Raw genomic sequence first — 17,231 nt, 5'->3', positions numbered from 1 at the left:
ACTTGACAGAAAGGTGGCTGTTCACTTGCCTTTGCCCAACCTGGATTCCGTTGAATCAATTCTCGCGATTGTCGTTGTATTTGGGGTACTTGTCTTTGTGCACGAACTAGGACACTTCCTTCTGGCCAAGAAGGCAGGAATCTTATGTCGTGAATTTGCACTGGGAATGGGGCCAAAAATTTTTCGCGTGAAGCGGGGAGAAACGGAATACACCTTACGCCTGTTACCCATCGGTGGTCTCGTTCGTATGGCGGGAGAAGACCCGGAGATGGATATGTTAAAACCGCACATGGAAGTTACCGTGGAGCGGGATGCGTTAGGAAAGGTCACACATATTTTGCTCGATGGGCCAAGTTCTGGTTCTGCTCGTGCGATTACTGGTACGGTGGTACAATTCGATTTGGAGCAAAATTTAAATATCGTACTGGAACTGGACGGAGAGCAGAAGACGTTTGCTGTTCATCCACAGGCTCAGCTGGTCAAGGATGGACAAGAAGTACAGATTGCCCCTCTAAACAGACAGTTCAAAGGCAAGACAGTTTCACAACGTTTTTGGGCGATTTTTGCAGGACCTGCAGCCAACTTTTTGCTGGCATTTGTCTTGTTTATCGTGATCGGCTTCTTGTACGGCGTGCCGAATGGCAGCTATCTGGGGAATGTGATCCCGGATGGACCTGCTGCTCAAGCTGGATTATTGCCAGGTGATAAGGTGATCGCGATTCAAGGTCAGCCTGTATCCTCATGGAAAGACGTTGTAGAGAAGATTAGCAAAGCGCCGGACCAACAATTAACATTTGAGTACGAGCGCAATGGCCAGCGTATGACTGTGCCAGTTAAAGTAGGGAAAGACGAGAACAACGTGGGTAAGATCATGGTAACTAATGCAACCACGTTTGCCCCAGGAGAAGTTCTCAAATACGGTGCAACCTCCACGTACGATTTTACGGTGATGATCCTGAAAAGCTTGGGAATGCTCGTAACTGGGGAATACGGATTGAAGGACTTGAGTGGTCCAGTCGGTATTTTCAAGATGACTGGAGAGGTTGCGCAACAAGGTATGGCGATTCTGTTGAAATGGGCTGCTGTATTGAGCATTAACCTTGGGTTGTTCAATCTGTTGCCACTGCCAGCCTTGGATGGCGGTCGTCTCGCATTCTTGGGAGTAGAGGCGCTGCGCGGTCGACCTGTTGACCCGCATAAAGAAGGAATGGTTCATTTCTTGGGCTTTGCCTTTTTGATGTTGCTGATTTTGGTAGTGACTTGGAATGATCTGCAACGATTGTTCTCCTAATCACGTACTAACACGATAGAAAGAAAAACAGACATACGTTAAAGGATGGTGCAAAATGTTCAAGCGCGAGGAGACGAAACCGGTTTTTGTAGGTGGAGTGCAAATCGGGGGCCAAAAAAGCGTAGTCATCCAGTCGATGACGACAGCAGACACGCGTGATGTAGAAAAAACTCTGGCCGAGATTCAGAGACTGCACGATGTCGGTTGCCAAATTGTTCGCTTGGCCGTCATCAATGAAGATGCAGCACGTGCCATCAAAAAAATTAAAGAACGCTCCCCATTGCCGCTTGTTGCCGACATTCATTTCGACCACAAGCTGGCATTGATTGCACTGGAGAGCGGGATTGATAAAATTCGGATCAACCCAGGAAACATCGGTTCGAAAGAAAAAACGCAACGCGTAGTGGAAGCGTGCCGTGAGCGCAATGTTCCGATTCGTATCGGGGTCAACTCCGGTTCTGTCGAGAAAAGGCTTTTGGATAAATACGGTTATCCTTCTCCGGAAGCAATCGTAGAAAGCGCGATGGACCACGTGCAAATTTTGGAAGACCTGAACTACGACAACATTGTCATTTCCTTGAAGTCTTCCGATGTTCCAACGATGATTCAAACTTATTCGTTGATGGCACAGAAACGCAACTATCCGCTGCACGTTGGTGTAACAGAAGCAGGTACACAGTTCTCTGGTAGCATTAAATCTTCAGTTGGAATCGGAACGGTATTGTCGATGGGCATCGGTGACACGATTCGCGTATCCTTGACAGCTGATCCTGTTGAAGAAATTAAAGTAGCGAAACAAATCCTTCGCAGCTTGGATATCGTGAACAACGATCCAGTGGTGATTGCATGCCCATCTTGCGGTCGATGCGCAATTGACCTGATCGGCTTGGCAACCAAAGTCGAGGATGCCGTTTCCACGCTGAAAGTACCGTTAAAAGTGGCGGTAATGGGCTGCGCGGTAAATGGCCCTGGTGAAGCGCGTGAAGCAGATGTCGGCGTTGCCGGCGGAAATGGCGAGGGCTTGATTTTCCGTAATGGTGAAATTGTTCGGAAAGTAAAAGAAACCGAGTTGTTTGAAGAACTGATGAAAGAAATTAACGAAATTGTAAACGAGCAAAAACCTACGACTGTAGGATAATGCACGTTGATTGCTGATAAGGCATAAGGAGGACACGCACGTGTTGAAGCAAAGTCAAATGTTGATCCCTACCCTGCGGGAAGTGCCATCCGACGCGGAGATTGCCAGCCACAAGCTGCTGCTTCGCGCAGGTATGGCCCGCCAACTGGCTTCCGGTATTTATACGTACCTGCCCCTGGCGCTCCGTTCCCTGCACAAAATCCAAGCAATTGTGCGTGAAGAAATGAATAATGCTGGGGGACAAGAGCTGTTGATGCCAGCGATGCAACCAGCTGAGCTGTGGCATCAAACTGGTCGCTGGGATGTATACGGTCCCGAGCTCGTTCGCCTGCGTGATCGTCATGATCGTCCTTTTGCCTTGGGTCCAACCCATGAAGAAGTCATTACGAGTCTCGTGCGCGATGAGATTAACTCTTACAAAAAACTCCCGATCAACCTTTATCAAATTCAAACCAAGTTCCGTGATGAAGTGCGTCCACGCTTCGGTTTGATTCGTTGCCGCGAGTTTATTATGAAGGATGCTTACTCTTTTGATACGTCACAAGATGGTCTGGATCGCAACTTCCAGGCGATGTACGATGCGTACACAAACATCTTTACCCGAGTAGGCTTGAACTTCCGTGCAGTAGAAGCGGATGCAGGTGCAATCGGCGGAAAAGGCACTTACGAATTCATGGCGTTGTGCGACATTGGGGAAGACACGATTGCTTATTCTGAAGAAGGCGATTTTGCGGCCAACTTGGAAAAGGCAGAAGTCGTGTACAAGCCATCTGCGAAGCCAGCAACAGAAGCGCCAGCTCGAGAAAAATTGCATACACCTGGCATTAAAACGATCGATCAATTGGTACAAGCACTGCAAATCGAAGCAAAGCAAATCATCAAGAGTCTCATTTATCGCGTAGACGACAAGCTGGTTATGGTACTGGTGCGCGGTGATCATGAGATCAATGAAGTGAAGCTGAAAAACTTGTATGATGCGACGATCGTTGGACTGGCTTCTGAAGCGGATATCGTTTCAGTAACAGGAGCGCCTGCAGGATTTGTTGGCCCAGTTGGTATTGATCCTGAAAAAGTGGATATCATCGCGGACAATTTTGTTCAAGATGTTTATGATGGTGTTGTCGGTGCCAATGAAACAGACTATCATCTGACTCACGTAGTTGCTGGCCGTGATTTCACGGTTTCGAAGTACGCTGACTTGCGCAACATTACTGAAGGTGACGAGTGCCCTCGTACAGGTGGTGTTATCAAGTTTGCACGTGGTGTTGAAGTCGGTCACGTATTCAAGCTGGGTACGAAATACTCTACAGCGATGGGTGCTACGTACTTGGATGAAAACGGACGCAGTCAACCGATGATCATGGGTTGCTACGGAATCGGTGTATCTCGTACAATTGCGGCAGTGATCGAGCAGAACAATGATGAAAATGGTATCATTTGGCCAGTGTCTGTTGCACCTTTCCATGTGCATGTGATCCCGGTCAATGTTAAAGTAGAAGAGCAACGTCAAGCTAGTGAACAAATTACAGAAGCACTGCGTAAGGCTGGCATCGAAGTATTGTTTGACGATCGTCCTGAGCGCGCTGGTGTGAAGTTTAAAGACGCCGATTTGATCGGATTGCCTCTGCGTATTACGGTTTCCGATAAAGCGGCACAAGAAGGAACAGTGGAAGTGCGTATCCGCAAAAACGGTGAAACACATGATGTGAAGCTGGATCAATTGGTCGATGAAGTGAAAGGTATCCTATCTCGTGTTGACCAAACCGGAGCTGCGTTGTTCGGGAACTAGTTGCATGCAGGAATAAGAAGGATTTTGTCGAATTTTTACGGGGTACTCCCCTAGATTAAAGGGGAGTGCCTCTTTTTCTTGTTTGAACGCTCACTTATGGGGAAGGTGGGAAAACCGTGGACCGTTTACAAGAGCAAAAACATCGCTTCTCCCTATTGGTCAAGCAAATGGAAGTTCCTGACGAATGGGTGGAGCGATTTTTTCTTGATGCTCAGATTGAAAAGCTAGAGCTGTATAAGCAAAACAAAGAATGGGTTTTTCACTTTGCCCTCCCGAGAATGATACCAGCGGATGTTTATGCTGTTTTTACCAAGCGATTAACGCATACATTTTCACATCTGGCCAAAGTAGATACTCGATTTCGCTATCACCAAAAGCCCTCTCTCGATCACGTAGTTGAAGAGTATTGGGATGTCTTGCTGGCTGGGCTGGAGCCTACGCTGAACTCCTTGGCAGTTACGATGCGTCAAGCGCGTAAACAAGTCGACCAACAGGAAGTCAAGGTGTACTTGCCAACGGAGATGTCCGTTGAGGTTGCCAAGCGAAAACGAGCGGATAATGAGCTTTTGGCTGCTTTCCAGAAAGCTACCGATTGTTCGATGCGTTTTTCTTTCCATGGGGAAGAAAGCGATGACGCGTATAAAGCCTTCGAGGAGCAACGTAAAGAAGAAGAACGTGCTCTCGTCGAAGTTGTGATGACGGCTGCCCAACAAGAGAGCAAATCGTCTGATAAAGCTGAGGCTGTCACTACGCTCATGATGGGTTATGAAATCAAAGATGCGCCGATCCCGATTTGCGAGATTCAAGATGAGGAACGCCGTATTGTCATCCAAGGAACCGTGTTTAACGTAGAGGTAAAAGAGCTCCGTAGTGGGCGTCATTTGCTCACGTTCAACATTTCTGACTATACGGATTCTCTCACGGTGAAGATGTTCTCTCGCGATAAAGAAGATGTGAAAATGCTCGAATTGCTGAAAGACGGCATGTGGGTGAAAGTGCGGGGAAGTGTACAGCATGACACATTTGTACGCGATCTCGTTCTGAATGCCAATGATTTGAATCAGATTGAGCAGGTTATTCGGAAAGATCAAGCGGAAGAAAAACGTGTCGAGCTTCATTGCCATACGCCGATGAGTGCGCTAGATGCTGTTGCATCTGTAAAATCATTGATCTCGACGGCAGCCAAGTGGGGTCATAAAGCCATTGCTGTCACAGACCATGGTGTCGTACAGGCTTTTCCAGAGGCGTATTCCATCGCCAAAAAGAACAACATCAAATGCATTCTCGGTATGGAAGCGTACGTAGTCGAGGATGGTATCGACATCGTTTACAACCTGCAAGCAGACAATAATATTTCCATTGATGAAAATACGGAATACGTCGTGTTTGATACGGAGACGACGGGTTTAAACGCGTCAGAGCATACCATCATCGAGATCGCTGCTGTCAAAATGAAAGGCGCAGAAATTATCGACCAATGGACGGAGCTGATTGACCCGCAATTGCAAATTGGGCCAAAGACAACCGAGATTACGGGGATTACCAACGAAATGCTCCGCGGGCAAGAGACACTTGATGTGGTACTTCGCAAGTTCAAGGATTTTACTGGTGACGCCATTCTGGTTGCACATAATGCAGAGTTTGACAAAGCGTTTATTAACGCCTGCGCCAAACGGATTGGCATGGAGCCATGGACCAATCCATTTTTAGATACGCTACCTTTGGCGCGCTTGATGTACAAAGGGATGCGCAATTATCGATTGGGATCATTAGCGAAAAAGTTCAACGTCGAGCTCATCAATGCCCACCGTGCGTTGGACGATACCGTAGCCTTGGCTCACGTGTTTCAGCAAATGTTGAAGGACATAAAAGAAGCGGAAATCAAATCGCTAGCAGAGCTGAATGAAAAAAGTAACGAAGAGGCCGACTATAAAAGCGGACGCCCATTCCATGCGACCATTCTCGTGCAAAATAAAGAAGGTCTCAAAAACCTGTACAAGCTCGTAAGTCGCTCCCATGTGGAGACATTCTTCCGTTGGCCACGAATTCAGCGAAGCCAGCTGTCCAAATACCGCGAAGGCTTGTTAATTGGTACGGCGTGCAAAGACGGAGAACTCATGCAATCGATTCTCCGTGGTAAGTCACCTGAAGAATTGAAGGAAGTTGCGGCTTTTTACGACTTTATAGAAGTACAGCCGATCTCCCATTACTCACCACTGTTGCGTAATGAAGAAATTCCTTCGCTGGAGACGATGAAAGGCTACCATGAAAAGATCGTCCAAATGGGGAAAGAGCTCGGTAAGCTGGTCGTAGCTACAGGGGATGTGCACTTCCTGAATCCCCAGGATGAGATCTTCCGCGATGTTTTCTTACTATCAAAAGGGGATCCAACCGCTGGCAATCAGCCGCCGCTGTACTTTCATACAACGGATGAGATGCTGGAGGCGTTCTCCTTTTTGGGAGAAGAGATCGCAAAAGAAATTGTCGTGACAAACACAAATGCCATCGCGGATATGATTGAGGATATCAGTCCGATTCCAGACAAGCTGTACACGCCGATCATTGAAGGGGCAGACGATGAGCTGCGTCAAATGTGTTATGACAAAGCAAGGTTGTTGTATGGTGACCCCTTGCCCGAACTGGTCGAGCATCGCTTGGAAAAAGAATTGAACAGTATCATCAAGCACGGTTTCGGTGTGATTTATTTGATTTCACAGCGTTTGGTAACGAAATCGTTGAATGATGGTTATCTGGTAGGTTCACGTGGATCTGTAGGCTCGTCTTTTGTTGCAACGATGTCTGAGATTACAGAGGTAAACCCATTGCCTCCTCATTACCGCTGCCCAAATTGCAAGCACAGCGAGTTTATTACAGATGGTTCAATCGCCTCTGGCTTTGACTTGGAGGATAAAGCATGTACACAATGTGGAACCATGTATGCCAAGGATGGACAGGACATCCCGTTCGAGACGTTCCTCGGCTTTAAAGGAGACAAGGTACCAGATATTGACTTGAACTTCTCTGGTGATTATCAGCCGCGTGCACACAAGTACACACAAGAGCTGTTCGGAGCAGACTACGTATATCGTGCAGGAACGATTGGTACGGTTGCGGAAAAAACAGCGTATGGCTACGTGCGCAAGTATGCCGACGAACGAGGCATGACGTTGCGCAATGCGGAGATATCCCGAATCGTAAACGGCTGCACAGGTGTAAAAAGGACGACAGGGCAGCATCCAGGCGGTATTATCGTAGTTCCTGACTACATGGAAATCGAAGACTTTTGTCCGATTCAGTTCCCGGCTGATGATAATGAGTCTGAATGGCGCACAACCCATTTTGACTTCCACTCCATCCATGACAACTTGCTAAAACTCGATATTCTGGGACACGACGATCCAACCGTCATTCGTATGCTGCAAGACTTGACAGGAATGGACCCGAAGACGATTCCACTGGATGATAAAAAGACAATGTCCATCTTCAGTTCGACGGAAGCCTTGGGGGTCTCACCGGAGCAAATCGGTACGAACATGGGAACATTGGGAATTCCAGAGTTCGGAACCAAATTCGTACGACAGATGCTAGAGGACACTAAACCGACTACGTTTGCCGAGCTCGTTCAGATTTCTGGACTCTCTCACGGTACGGACGTTTGGTTGAACAATGCGCAGGACTTGATCCGCAATGGTACTTGCAAGCTGCCAGACGTAATTGGTTGTCGTGACGATATCATGGTGTATTTGATCTATAAAGGGCTAGAGCCATCTCGTGCCTTTAAGATCATGGAGTCCGTGCGTAAAGGTAAAGGGGTTCCTGAGGACGATCAGGAAGAAATGCGTAATAACAATGTGCCGGAATGGTATATACAGTCATGCCAGCGGATCAAGTACATGTTCCCGAAGGCGCATGCGACTGCCTACGTCATGATGGCTGTACGGATCGCCTATTTCAAGGTTCATCGACCACTGGAGTTTTACGCGACGTACTTCACCGTTCGTGCGGATGACTTTGACATCCCACTGATGGTCAAAGGCTCAGCGGCGATCAAGCAAAAGATTGAAGAGATCGAGGGCAAGGGACATGATGCACAGCCAAAAGAAAAGGCATTGCTAACTGTTTTGGAGATGGCGTTGGAAATGATAGAGCGGGGCTTCCGCTTTGTCAATGTTGATTTGTACAAATCGGACGCTACTCGCTTCTTGATCGAAGGTGATTCCCTCATCGCTCCATTCAACGCCCTGCCTGGTTTAGGGACGAACGCAGCGATCAGTATCGTGCAAGCGAGAGAGCAAGGGGAGTTTTTGTCCAAGGAGGACCTCCTATCCCGATCCCGCATCTCCAAGACTATTTTGGAGTTCTTGGACGAGCAAGGTGCGTTGCAAGGATTGCCAGAATCCAACCAGCTATCCTTGTTCTAAGGCGTGCAGTCAAGGCTTACAGTCATCCAAAGGTTGTCAGCGAAGGGCTGTTATGCTATAATTTTTTTGGAAATACTGGTTTTATACGCATGGCTGATCGAGAGTGGGGAAACCCACTCTTTCTTTCTGGCTACACCTCATGGTTCAAATGAGAAGGAGGTACTTGCTTGAGCAAGGTAACAGGCATCGTCACTGAACTCATCACGCCCATTGTTGAAGAAGTGGGCCTGGAGCTAGTTGACATCGAGTACAAAAAGGAAGGCAGCAACTGGTTTCTGCGCGTGTTTATCGACAATGAAACTGGCAACATCGACATTGATGACTGCCGCCTTGTCAGCGAGAAGCTGAGCGAAAAACTTGACGAAGTAGATCCCATCCCTACGGCATACTTTTTAGAAGTATCTTCGCCGGGTGCTGAGCGCCCATTACGCAAGGATAAGGATTTCACGAAAGCTGTCGGCAGAAATGTGCATATCACAACAAAAGAGCCAATAGAAGGTGCAACCACGTTCGAAGGCGAACTGGTATCCTATGAGGATGGCAAGCTGACAGTAAAAGAAGCAAAGAAAACGTATGTAATTTCCCAAGAGCAAATTGACACGGCTAGAATGGCAATTATTTTTTAGTTGTTGCGGTCTGTGTTAGCCCGTGGTTAGTAAAGGAGGAGGCAACGAAAGTCATGAACGGCGATTTTATCGAGGCTTTAGAAGCCATTGAGAGAGAGAAAGGCATCACCAAAGACGTACTGATTGAGGCCATCGAAGCGGCTCTTATCTCTGGATACAAACGTAACTTCAACTCGGCCCAAAATGTGCGGGTGGATGTAAATCGTCATTCAGGTATGGTGCGTGTATATGCGCGGAAGAGCGTAGTCGAAGAGGTTTTAGATCCGCGCCTAGAGATCTCTCAAGAAGCAGCACAAGAAATCGATCCTAACTTCCGTCTGGAGGACATCGTCGAAATCGAGGTAACGCCTCGTGATTTCGGTCGTATTGCTGCTCAGACAGCGAAGCAAGTGGTTACACAGCGCATTCGCGAAGCGGAGCGCGGTTTGATCTACAGCGAGTTTATCGAGCGTGAAGACGATATCGTAACAGGTGTCGTTCAGCGTATGGACGCTCGCAATTATTACATTGATCTGGGTAAGGCGGAAGCCGTTATGCCGATCACCGAAAAAATGCCATCCGAAGATTTTAAATCACAAGATCGCGTGAAGGCATACATCATCAAAGTAGAGAAAACCACTAAAGGACCGCAAATCGTTGTTTCCCGTACTCACCCGGGGCTTTTGAAGCGCCTCTTTGAATTAGAAGTGCCAGAAATATATGACGGTGTGGTTGAAATCAAATCTGTTGCACGTGAAGCGGGTGATCGCTCAAAGATCGCTGTGCATTCCATCAACGCAGATGTTGATCCAGTAGGGGCTTGTGTCGGTCCAAAGGGCATGCGCGTCCAAACGATCGTTACAGAGCTGAAAGGCGAAAAGATCGACATTGTTCGTTGGTCTGAAGATCCGGCCGAGTACGTAGCCAATGCACTCAGCCCAGCAAAAGTGCTGCATGTAGAGGTTAACGTAGCGGAGAAGGTTACACGTGTGATCGTTCCTGATTATCAATTGTCTCTGGCGATTGGTAAGCGCGGTCAAAACGCACGCCTGGCAGCCAAGCTGACTGGCTGGAAGATCGATATCAAGAGCGAGTCCCAAGCCGACCAAGAAGGCATCGCTTATCCAAAAGAAGTAGAGAGCGATGAAGGGACGGACAACGAATAATCATGAAGCAAAAAAAGATCCCGTTGCGTAAGTGCATTGTTTGCCAAGGAATGTTTCCGAAAAAGGAATTAATCCGCGTTGTCCGGACGCCAGAAGAAGAGATCGTCATTGATCTTACTGGAAGGGCGGCGGGACGCGGTACCTATGTGTGTCGGCAGGAAAGCTGTCTGAAGCCGGATGCGTTCGCATCGGGAAAATGGAAAAAAGTGCTGGAACGTGCCCTCAATATGTCCATCTCCCAAGAAAAGTATGATGCTTTCCGTGAGAAATGGCTGGAGATGGTGGGAAAATGACCCCAAAAGCAGCACAATTACTCGGATTAGCGATGCGTGCGAGAAAGATCGTTAGTGGGGAGGGGCTGGTCATTACTGCTGTTCGTAATGGGCAGGCTCGCCTGGTATTGCTCGCATCAGATGCATCAGACAATACCGCCAAGAAAGTAAAGGATAAATGTTCCTATTACGGTGTCTCATGTGTAACCACTGGCGACCGACATTCATTGGGACACGCAATCGGAAAAGATGGGCGCGTTACCGTGGCGGTAACCGATGGGAAATTGGCCGAAAGCATTCAGCGTCTGCTCACCTAACTTAGAAAGGGTGAAGTATATTTGAAGACACGTGTGTATGAGTATGCCAAACAGCACAACATGAGCAGTAAGGAAATCCTCAATTTGCTAAAACGATTGAATATAGAAGTAGCAAATCATATGAGTATCATGGAAGAAGGGACGATCAAGCGGATCGAGGATCACATGGCCAAATTGCGTTCTGGTGCCAAACCGGAGCAGCATAATACGCCAAGTGATGCAAGACCCAAGCAAACGGAAGATCAACAACGCCCCAACGACTCCAGAGGACAACTGAACAAGCCCCAGCAACAAGCGGGGCAAACTCAAACGGTTAGAAATGACAGACCAAACAGCGATCGTGGAGGAAGCACATCAAACATCAATCGTCCAGCTACCAACAGTGCGAGTGCCAATTCCGATCAGCAAAGTCCTCAGCATGGAAAAAATCAGGGGAAGAATCAGGAGAGAAAACCAAACAATATGAGAAGTCAACCCGCAAAGCCGAATGACCGCAAGCCACAAGGTAACCAGCAACGACCACAAGGCCAAGGACAACAAAGACCACAAGGCCAAGGACAACAAAGACCACAGGGTCAAGGACAACAAAGACCACAGGGTCAAGGACAACAAAGACCACAGAACAATCAGCAACGACCACAAAACCAACAGCGTCCTGCACAACAACCTGTTGCTAATCAAACAGAGGGACAAGAATTTGAAGATAAAGTAACTCTTCCATCCAATGTTGGTACAGAAAAACGTGAGAAAATCAAAAAAGGTCCACAGACTCAAAAGACTTTTGAAGATAACAAGAAGAGTCAGCCTTTCCGTGGCGGTGGTAATAACCGCTATAACCAAAATAATCGCCGTGGCAATAACAATCGTGGTGGTCAAAAAGCTCCACGTCCAGTTTTTGACCCACCTACAAAAATTACCTTTACGGAGTCTTTGACCGTAAACGAATTGGCTGTAAAACTACGCAAAGAACCAGCAGAAGTCATCAAAAAGCTGTTTAATTTGGGAATCATGGCAACGATTAACCAGTACCTTGACCGTGAAGCCATCGAACTCATTTGCGCAGATTATGGCATTGAAGTCGAAGAAAAAATCATCATTGATGAAACCAACTTCGAAACATTGGAAGAAGTAGATGCACCAGAAAGCCTGATGGAGCGCCCGCCAGTTGTTACGATCATGGGTCACGTTGACCACGGGAAAACAACATTGCTCGATGCGATCCGCTCTACTAACGTGGTAGCAGGAGAAGCAGGTGGAATTACCCAGCACATTGGTGCCTACCAAGTCGAGATCAAAGGAAAGAAAATTACTTTCCTGGATACTCCAGGTCACGCGGCCTTCACAACTATGCGTGCTCGTGGTGCTCAAATTACAGACATTACCATTCTGGTAGTTGCAGCAGATGATGGTGTTATGCCGCAAACCGTAGAGGCAATCAGCCATGCAAAAGCAGCAAATGTTCCTATCATCGTAGCGGTAAACAAGATTGATAAACCAGAAGCCAATATGGATCGTATCAAGCAAGAACTGACCGAGTACGAACTGGTTGCCGAAGAGTGGGGCGGCGAGACGATTTTCTCCCCATTGTCCGCTAAACAGCGTACAGGTATCGAAGAACTGCTCGAGTACATCTTGCTCGTATCCGAGGTTCAAGAACTGAAAGCAAACCCAGACAAGCGCGCTCGCGGTACTGTTGTAGAGGCTGAGCTTGACAAGGGACGCGGTCCGGTTGCAACCATTCTGGTTCAACAAGGTACCCTGCGCGTTGGTGACCCGATTGTAGTAGGTTCCGCATTCGGACGTGTACGTGCAATGGTGAACGACAAAGGACGTCGGCTGAAGGAAGCGGGTCCATCTACGCCAGTAGAAATCACTGGTCTGAATGATGTACCACAAGCTGGTGACCAATTCCGTGTCTTTGAAGACGAGAAAAAGGCGCGCGCAATTGGGGAAGCACGTGCATCCAAGCAGCGTGAATCCGAGCGTCGTGAAAGCTCCCGCGTTTCTTTGGATGACTTGTTCCAGCACATCCAAGAAGGCGACATCAAAGAGCTGAACCTGATTGTAAAAGGTGACGTACAAGGTTCTGTAGAAGCTCTGCGCGGTTCTTTGGAAAAAATCGATGTCAACGGTACACGTGTGAAAATCATTCATACAGGTGCTGGTGCGATTACGGAATCTGATGTTACGTTGGCAAATGCATCGAATGCGATCATCATTGGCTTCAACGTACGTCCTGAACCGAATGCACGCAGCATGGCTGAACAAGAGAAGATCGACATTCGCCTGCACCGTGTCATCTACACTGTAATCGAAGAGATCGAGTCTGCTCTCAAAGGGATGCTTGATCCAGTCTTCAAAGAAAACATTATCGGCCAAGCTGAGATTCGTGAAGTGTTCAAAGTATCCAAAGTCGGAAACATTGCTGGTTGCTATGTGACTGAAGGTAAATTGAGCCGCGATGCTGGTGCGCGTTTGATCCGTGAAGGTATTGTGATTTATGAAGGTAAGCTCGATACCCTCAAGCGCTTCAAAGATGATGCGAAAGACGTTGCAGCAGGCTATGAGTGTGGTCTGACTTTGGAACGCTTCAATGACCTCAAAATCGGCGACGTAATCGAAGCATTCGTCATGGTTGAAGTGAAACAATAATGATAGCAGGTGTGCAGATTGAACTGTTTCTGCCCGCTAGCCAAAACCTGAAAGAAAAACGAGCCATCGTCAAAAGTCTGATCGGCAAGCTGCGGAGCCGATTTAACGTCTCCGCAGCAGAGGTGGCTTATCTCGAGCAATGGCAGCGTACCGTGTTGGGTATCGCTGCCGTTGCTAATGAGATCTCTTTTTTACAACAAGAAATGCAGACTGTCGTTCGATTTGTAGAGAACCATCCAGATGTAGAGTTGATTCGTGTGGATACGGAATACTACGATTAATGAACAGTCAGCGGAGGTGAAAAATCGATGAATAAAACACGGATTAGCCGCGTAGGCGAAGAAATCAAAAAAGAGCTGAGCCTCGTATTGCAGCGTGGACTCAAAGATCCTCGTGTCGGTTTTGTAACAGTAACGGATGTAGAGGTAAGCAGTGACCTGCAATTGGCGAAGGTTTTTGTCAGCATTTTTGGCAGTGAGGAAGAGCGTAAAGCTTCTCTTGCTGGTTTGACAAAAGCAAAAGGTTATTTGCGTACGGAGATCGGGAAACGCGTAAAGCTGCGTCACATTCCTGATTTTGTATTCAAGCTGGACGAGTCCATTGACTACGGCAGCAAAATTGAATCAATCCTGCGGGAAATCTCCACAGAGGGAGAGAAACAGGATGAATCCTAATCAAGTAGCAGTACAGGAAGCGGCGCGGTTTATGCAGGAGCACGACCGCTTCCTGGTTCTTTCTCATGTAAGTCCTGATGGAGATGCTACTGGATCTGCTTTGGGAGTCGTGCTCATGCTGGAGCAATTGGGAAAAGAGTATGTGGTTGTAAACGAAGGGGAAACACCGATCAAGTTTAACTTCTTGCCGCGGTTTGACCGTCTTTATAACCTGCGCAAACAACCACTGAACGAGACGTTCGGGGCCGTAATCGCTGTAGACTGCGCGGATGAGTCGCGGATGGGCGATGTACGGTCTTTATTTGCGTCTGGCGCTGCTTTGCTAAATATCGATCACCACCCGACCAACGATCATTTTGGAACGGTCAATCTGATTCGTCCGGATGCAGCCGCAACAGCAGAAATTTTGTTTGATGTTGCAGAAGCAGCAGGGGTTTCTTTCGACGAAGAGCTTGCGCTGTGCATCTATACCGGCCTTCTGACAGATACAGGTGGTTTCCGCTATTCCAATACATCACCGCGCGTCATGGAAATCGCTGCCCAATTACTTGGTTACGGTGTGAAGCCAGGAGACGTAGCAGAACGGTGTCTGGAGGAAATTACTTTTGCCCATGTGAAAGTACTGCGACGCGCTCTGCAAACCTTGCAACTGTCCCATCAAAATCTGGTCGCCTCTATCACTGTTTCAGCCGCAGATTTTGCCGAAGTGGGTGCAGAGCGGGAAGATGCCGGTGGATTGGTGAATTACTGCCGCAACATTGAGGGAGTCGAGGTAGGCGTTTCTTTTGTGGAAGCGGAACCAGGAGTGGTCAAGGTGAGCATGCGCGCTCGCGATCGGGTTGACGTAGCTGTCATTGCGAAGCAACTCGGTGGCGGTGGACACGCAAAAGCAGCAGGATGCACGATCAAAGGACTACTTTCAGAAGTACAGAAAAAAGTATGGACTGTGCTGGACGATGCAGTAGGAGTGAAATTCGATGAGTAACGTGAACGGCGTGCTGGTTATCGACAAACCAGCTGGAATGACTTCCCATGATTGTGTAGCACGTATTCGTCGATTGTATGGAACGAAAAAAGTGGGGCATACGGGTACACTTGATCCAGATGTGACAGGTGTACTCCCCATTTGTGTGGGACACGCAACCAGGCTGGTTGAATATTTGCAAGAGCTGCCTAAGCGTTATGATGTAGTCATGCGCCTAGGCTCTACGACCACAACGGAAGATGCTTCTGGAGAAGTGGTGGAGCAAGCTGGAGTAGATGCAGCATGGATTACGACGGAGCGTATTCAAGCGCTGTTCGAATCCTTTTTGGGTGAAATGGAGCAGGTACCTCCGATGTTCTCTGCGGTAAAGGTAAACGGCAAGCGGCTGTATGACCTAGCTCGTGAAGGCACGGTAATCGAACGGCAGGCACGGAAAGTGACGCTCTATGAGCTGACGCTTCATAAGATTAGCGTGGATGGGGACACTGTCGATGTGGCATTTACGTGCACGTGTTCCAAAGGCACATACATGCGCACCTTATGTGTTGACCTCGGACGCGCTCTGGGTTATCCTGCCCATATGAAGCTGTTGCGGCGAATTAAAAGTGGCCCGTTCCAGGAGCAAGAGGCAATCCCCCTCCAGCAAATCGAGGAACAGGCAGCAAGCGGGGAAGATATTTCCCGTCACTTGGTCTCCATCCCCCAGGCAATCTCATTCTTACCATCGTTTCAGGTCAAGCCAGAACGGATCAAAGCAGTACGTAATGGACTTGCGACTGCACTTCCGGGCGTCACTGCGGAGGAAGGAAGTTTGATTTGTTTGTTTGCGGGGGAAGATTTACTTGGCATTCATCGTGTATGCCGCGGAGACAAAGGACTTTTCGCCAAACCAGAAAAAGTCTTTCCAGCCGAGGTGTAATCCGTGAAAACGATCTACCTAACATACCCGTTTCCGTCTGACCTGCAAGCGAATCCTTGTGCGATTGCACTGGGGTACTTTGATGGTGTACATATTGGGCATCGCCGTGTAATCCAAAAGGCGATTGATACAGCGAAAGCAAACGGATGGCAAAGTACGGTAGTGACCTTTGATCCGCATCCACGAGAAGTATTGGGGCAAAGCGGTTATACCCGCTATTTGACACCACTTGCAGACAAGCTCGAGCAGTTCGAAAAGATGGGCGTAGACACTACATATGTGATGAAGTTCGACATTAGCTTTGCGGCTATTTATCCAGAAGATTTCATCACAGAGTGCCTTCTTCCATTGGAATGCCGCCATATTGTCGTTGGTTTCGACTACACCTTTGGTTATCGTGGGATGGGGACTGCCCATACCTTGCAAGAAATGAGCAAAGGTCGCTATGGGCTCGACATCGTGGGTCCGGTAAATCGCTTGGGTGAAAAAGTGAGCAGTACAATCATCCGTGAATACCTCCATCATGGGGATGTCGAGCAGGTTCGCCATTTGCTAGGTCGCTCCTACAAAGTGCGCGGAACAGTCGTGCATGGTGACAAACGCGGTCGAACCATTGGCTTTCCTACAGCGAACGTCCAAGTGAATCAGCCGTACTTGATCGGAAAGAATGGGGTCTACGGCGTTCGCTTTACCGTGGATGAACAAAGCTACTATGGCGTGATGAACGTTGGGATCAAGCCAACATTCGAACTGGAGAAAAAAGAAAAGTCACTAGAAGTGCACATTTTTGAGTTCTCTGGTGAAATCTATGACAAAGAAGTAGAGGTAGAGTTCTTGTTCTACATCCGGGAAGAACAGAAATTTGCTGGAGTCGATGCACTCATCGCGCAAATAGGACGCGATGTTCAAACGGCGAAGCAAAAATTCGCGGAGGGAATCTCGTAAAGGATTCTCTTTGCTTTTCACAAAATGGTATGCTATAATTCATAACGTTGTACAGAT

At 48.0% G+C, this 17,231-nt stretch carries 14 protein-coding genes; all 14 read left to right on the top strand.

The genetic code is table 11. The features are described from left to right. The first annotated feature begins 25 nt into the window (after nucleotides 1–25). Nucleotides 26–1,291 (top strand): RIP metalloprotease RseP, encoded by a 1,266-nt coding sequence (gene rseP, locus BBR47_RS17285; protein ID WP_041749487.1) that lies wholly within the window; start codon nucleotides 26–28, stop codon nucleotides 1,289–1,291. Nucleotides 1,292–1,346: 55 nt separating this feature from the next. Further along, nucleotides 1,347–2,429 carry a flavodoxin-dependent (E)-4-hydroxy-3-methylbut-2-enyl-diphosphate synthase gene (gene ispG / locus BBR47_RS17280; protein ID WP_015891719.1) on the top strand — a complete coding sequence of 361 codons (1,083 nt, stop codon included), beginning with the start codon at nucleotides 1,347–1,349 and terminating at the stop codon, nucleotides 2,427–2,429. Nucleotides 2,430–2,472: 43 nt separating this feature from the next. Beyond that, nucleotides 2,473–4,218 carry a proline--tRNA ligase gene (locus tag BBR47_RS17275; RefSeq protein WP_015891718.1) on the top strand — a complete coding sequence of 582 codons (1,746 nt, stop codon included), beginning with the start codon at nucleotides 2,473–2,475 and terminating at the stop codon, nucleotides 4,216–4,218. Between the two features lie 116 nt (nucleotides 4,219–4,334). Then, entirely contained in the window at nucleotides 4,335–8,639 is a 4,305-nt protein-coding gene (locus BBR47_RS17270; RefSeq protein WP_015891717.1) for a PolC-type DNA polymerase III, read from the top strand. 167 nt (nucleotides 8,640–8,806) lie between these two features. After that, complete coding sequence (rimP, locus tag BBR47_RS17265) at nucleotides 8,807–9,265, top strand: ribosome maturation factor RimP (RefSeq protein WP_015891716.1); 459 nt, start codon at nucleotides 8,807–8,809, stop codon at nucleotides 9,263–9,265. Between the two features lie 53 nt (nucleotides 9,266–9,318). After that, nucleotides 9,319–10,410 (top strand): transcription termination factor NusA, encoded by a 1,092-nt coding sequence (nusA, locus tag BBR47_RS17260; RefSeq protein WP_015891715.1) that lies wholly within the window; start codon nucleotides 9,319–9,321, stop codon nucleotides 10,408–10,410. A gap of 2 nt (nucleotides 10,411–10,412) precedes the next feature. Then, on the top strand, nucleotides 10,413–10,703 hold the full coding sequence (rnpM, locus tag BBR47_RS17255; protein ID WP_015891714.1) for an RNase P modulator RnpM: 291 nt from the start codon (nucleotides 10,413–10,415) through the stop codon (nucleotides 10,701–10,703). Beyond that, entirely contained in the window at nucleotides 10,700–10,999 is a 300-nt protein-coding gene (locus BBR47_RS17250; RefSeq protein WP_015891713.1) for a YlxQ family RNA-binding protein, read from the top strand. Before rnpM ends, BBR47_RS17250 begins: the two co-directional genes overlap by 4 nt. 21 nt (nucleotides 11,000–11,020) lie before the next feature. Further along, complete coding sequence (gene infB, locus BBR47_RS17245) at nucleotides 11,021–13,651, top strand: translation initiation factor IF-2 (RefSeq protein WP_015891712.1); 2,631 nt, start codon at nucleotides 11,021–11,023, stop codon at nucleotides 13,649–13,651. Next, on the top strand, nucleotides 13,651–13,932 hold the full coding sequence (locus BBR47_RS17240) for a DUF503 domain-containing protein (RefSeq protein ID WP_007719228.1): 282 nt from the start codon (nucleotides 13,651–13,653) through the stop codon (nucleotides 13,930–13,932). The genes infB and BBR47_RS17240 overlap by 1 nt, the downstream gene beginning before the upstream one ends. A 27-nt stretch (nucleotides 13,933–13,959) precedes the next feature. Beyond that, nucleotides 13,960–14,325: a 30S ribosome-binding factor RbfA gene (gene rbfA, locus BBR47_RS17235; protein ID WP_007719226.1), complete on the top strand. Its 366-nt coding sequence runs from the start codon at nucleotides 13,960–13,962 to the stop codon at nucleotides 14,323–14,325. Continuing rightward, nucleotides 14,315–15,310: a DHH family phosphoesterase gene (locus BBR47_RS17230; protein ID WP_015891711.1), complete on the top strand. Its 996-nt coding sequence runs from the start codon at nucleotides 14,315–14,317 to the stop codon at nucleotides 15,308–15,310. The genes rbfA and BBR47_RS17230 overlap by 11 nt, the downstream gene beginning before the upstream one ends. Continuing rightward, on the top strand, nucleotides 15,303–16,229 hold the full coding sequence (truB, locus tag BBR47_RS17225) for a tRNA pseudouridine(55) synthase TruB (protein ID WP_015891710.1): 927 nt from the start codon (nucleotides 15,303–15,305) through the stop codon (nucleotides 16,227–16,229). Before BBR47_RS17230 ends, truB begins: the two co-directional genes overlap by 8 nt. A 3-nt stretch (nucleotides 16,230–16,232) precedes the next feature. Beyond that, complete coding sequence (locus BBR47_RS17220) at nucleotides 16,233–17,174, top strand: bifunctional riboflavin kinase/FAD synthetase (protein WP_015891709.1); 942 nt, start codon at nucleotides 16,233–16,235, stop codon at nucleotides 17,172–17,174. Nucleotides 17,175–17,231: the final 57 nt, after the last annotated feature.

It is taken from the genome of Brevibacillus brevis NBRC 100599 (assembly GCF_000010165.1).
GTDB lineage: Bacteria > Bacillota > Bacilli > Brevibacillales > Brevibacillaceae > Brevibacillus > Brevibacillus brevis_D.
This window is presented reverse-complemented; position numbering and strand designations above follow the sequence as displayed.

Excerpts from the sequence above, each read along its gene's own strand:
- ispG (WP_015891719.1), top strand. The coding sequence starts at position 1,347 with ATGTTCAAGCGCGAGGAGACGAAACCGGTTTTTGTAGGTGGAGTGCAA.
- nusA (WP_015891715.1), top strand. The coding sequence starts at position 9,319 with ATGAACGGCGATTTTATCGAGGCTTTAGAAGCCATTGAGAGAGAGAAA.
- rnpM (WP_015891714.1), top strand. The coding sequence starts at position 10,413 with ATGAAGCAAAAAAAGATCCCGTTGCGTAAGTGCATTGTTTGCCAAGGA.
- BBR47_RS17250 (WP_015891713.1), top strand. The coding sequence starts at position 10,700 with ATGACCCCAAAAGCAGCACAATTACTCGGATTAGCGATGCGTGCGAGA.
- BBR47_RS17240 (WP_007719228.1), top strand. The coding sequence starts at position 13,651 with ATGATAGCAGGTGTGCAGATTGAACTGTTTCTGCCCGCTAGCCAAAAC.
- rbfA (WP_007719226.1), top strand. The coding sequence starts at position 13,960 with ATGAATAAAACACGGATTAGCCGCGTAGGCGAAGAAATCAAAAAAGAG.
- BBR47_RS17230 (WP_015891711.1), top strand. The coding sequence starts at position 14,315 with ATGAATCCTAATCAAGTAGCAGTACAGGAAGCGGCGCGGTTTATGCAG.
- truB (WP_015891710.1), top strand. The coding sequence starts at position 15,303 with ATGAGTAACGTGAACGGCGTGCTGGTTATCGACAAACCAGCTGGAATG.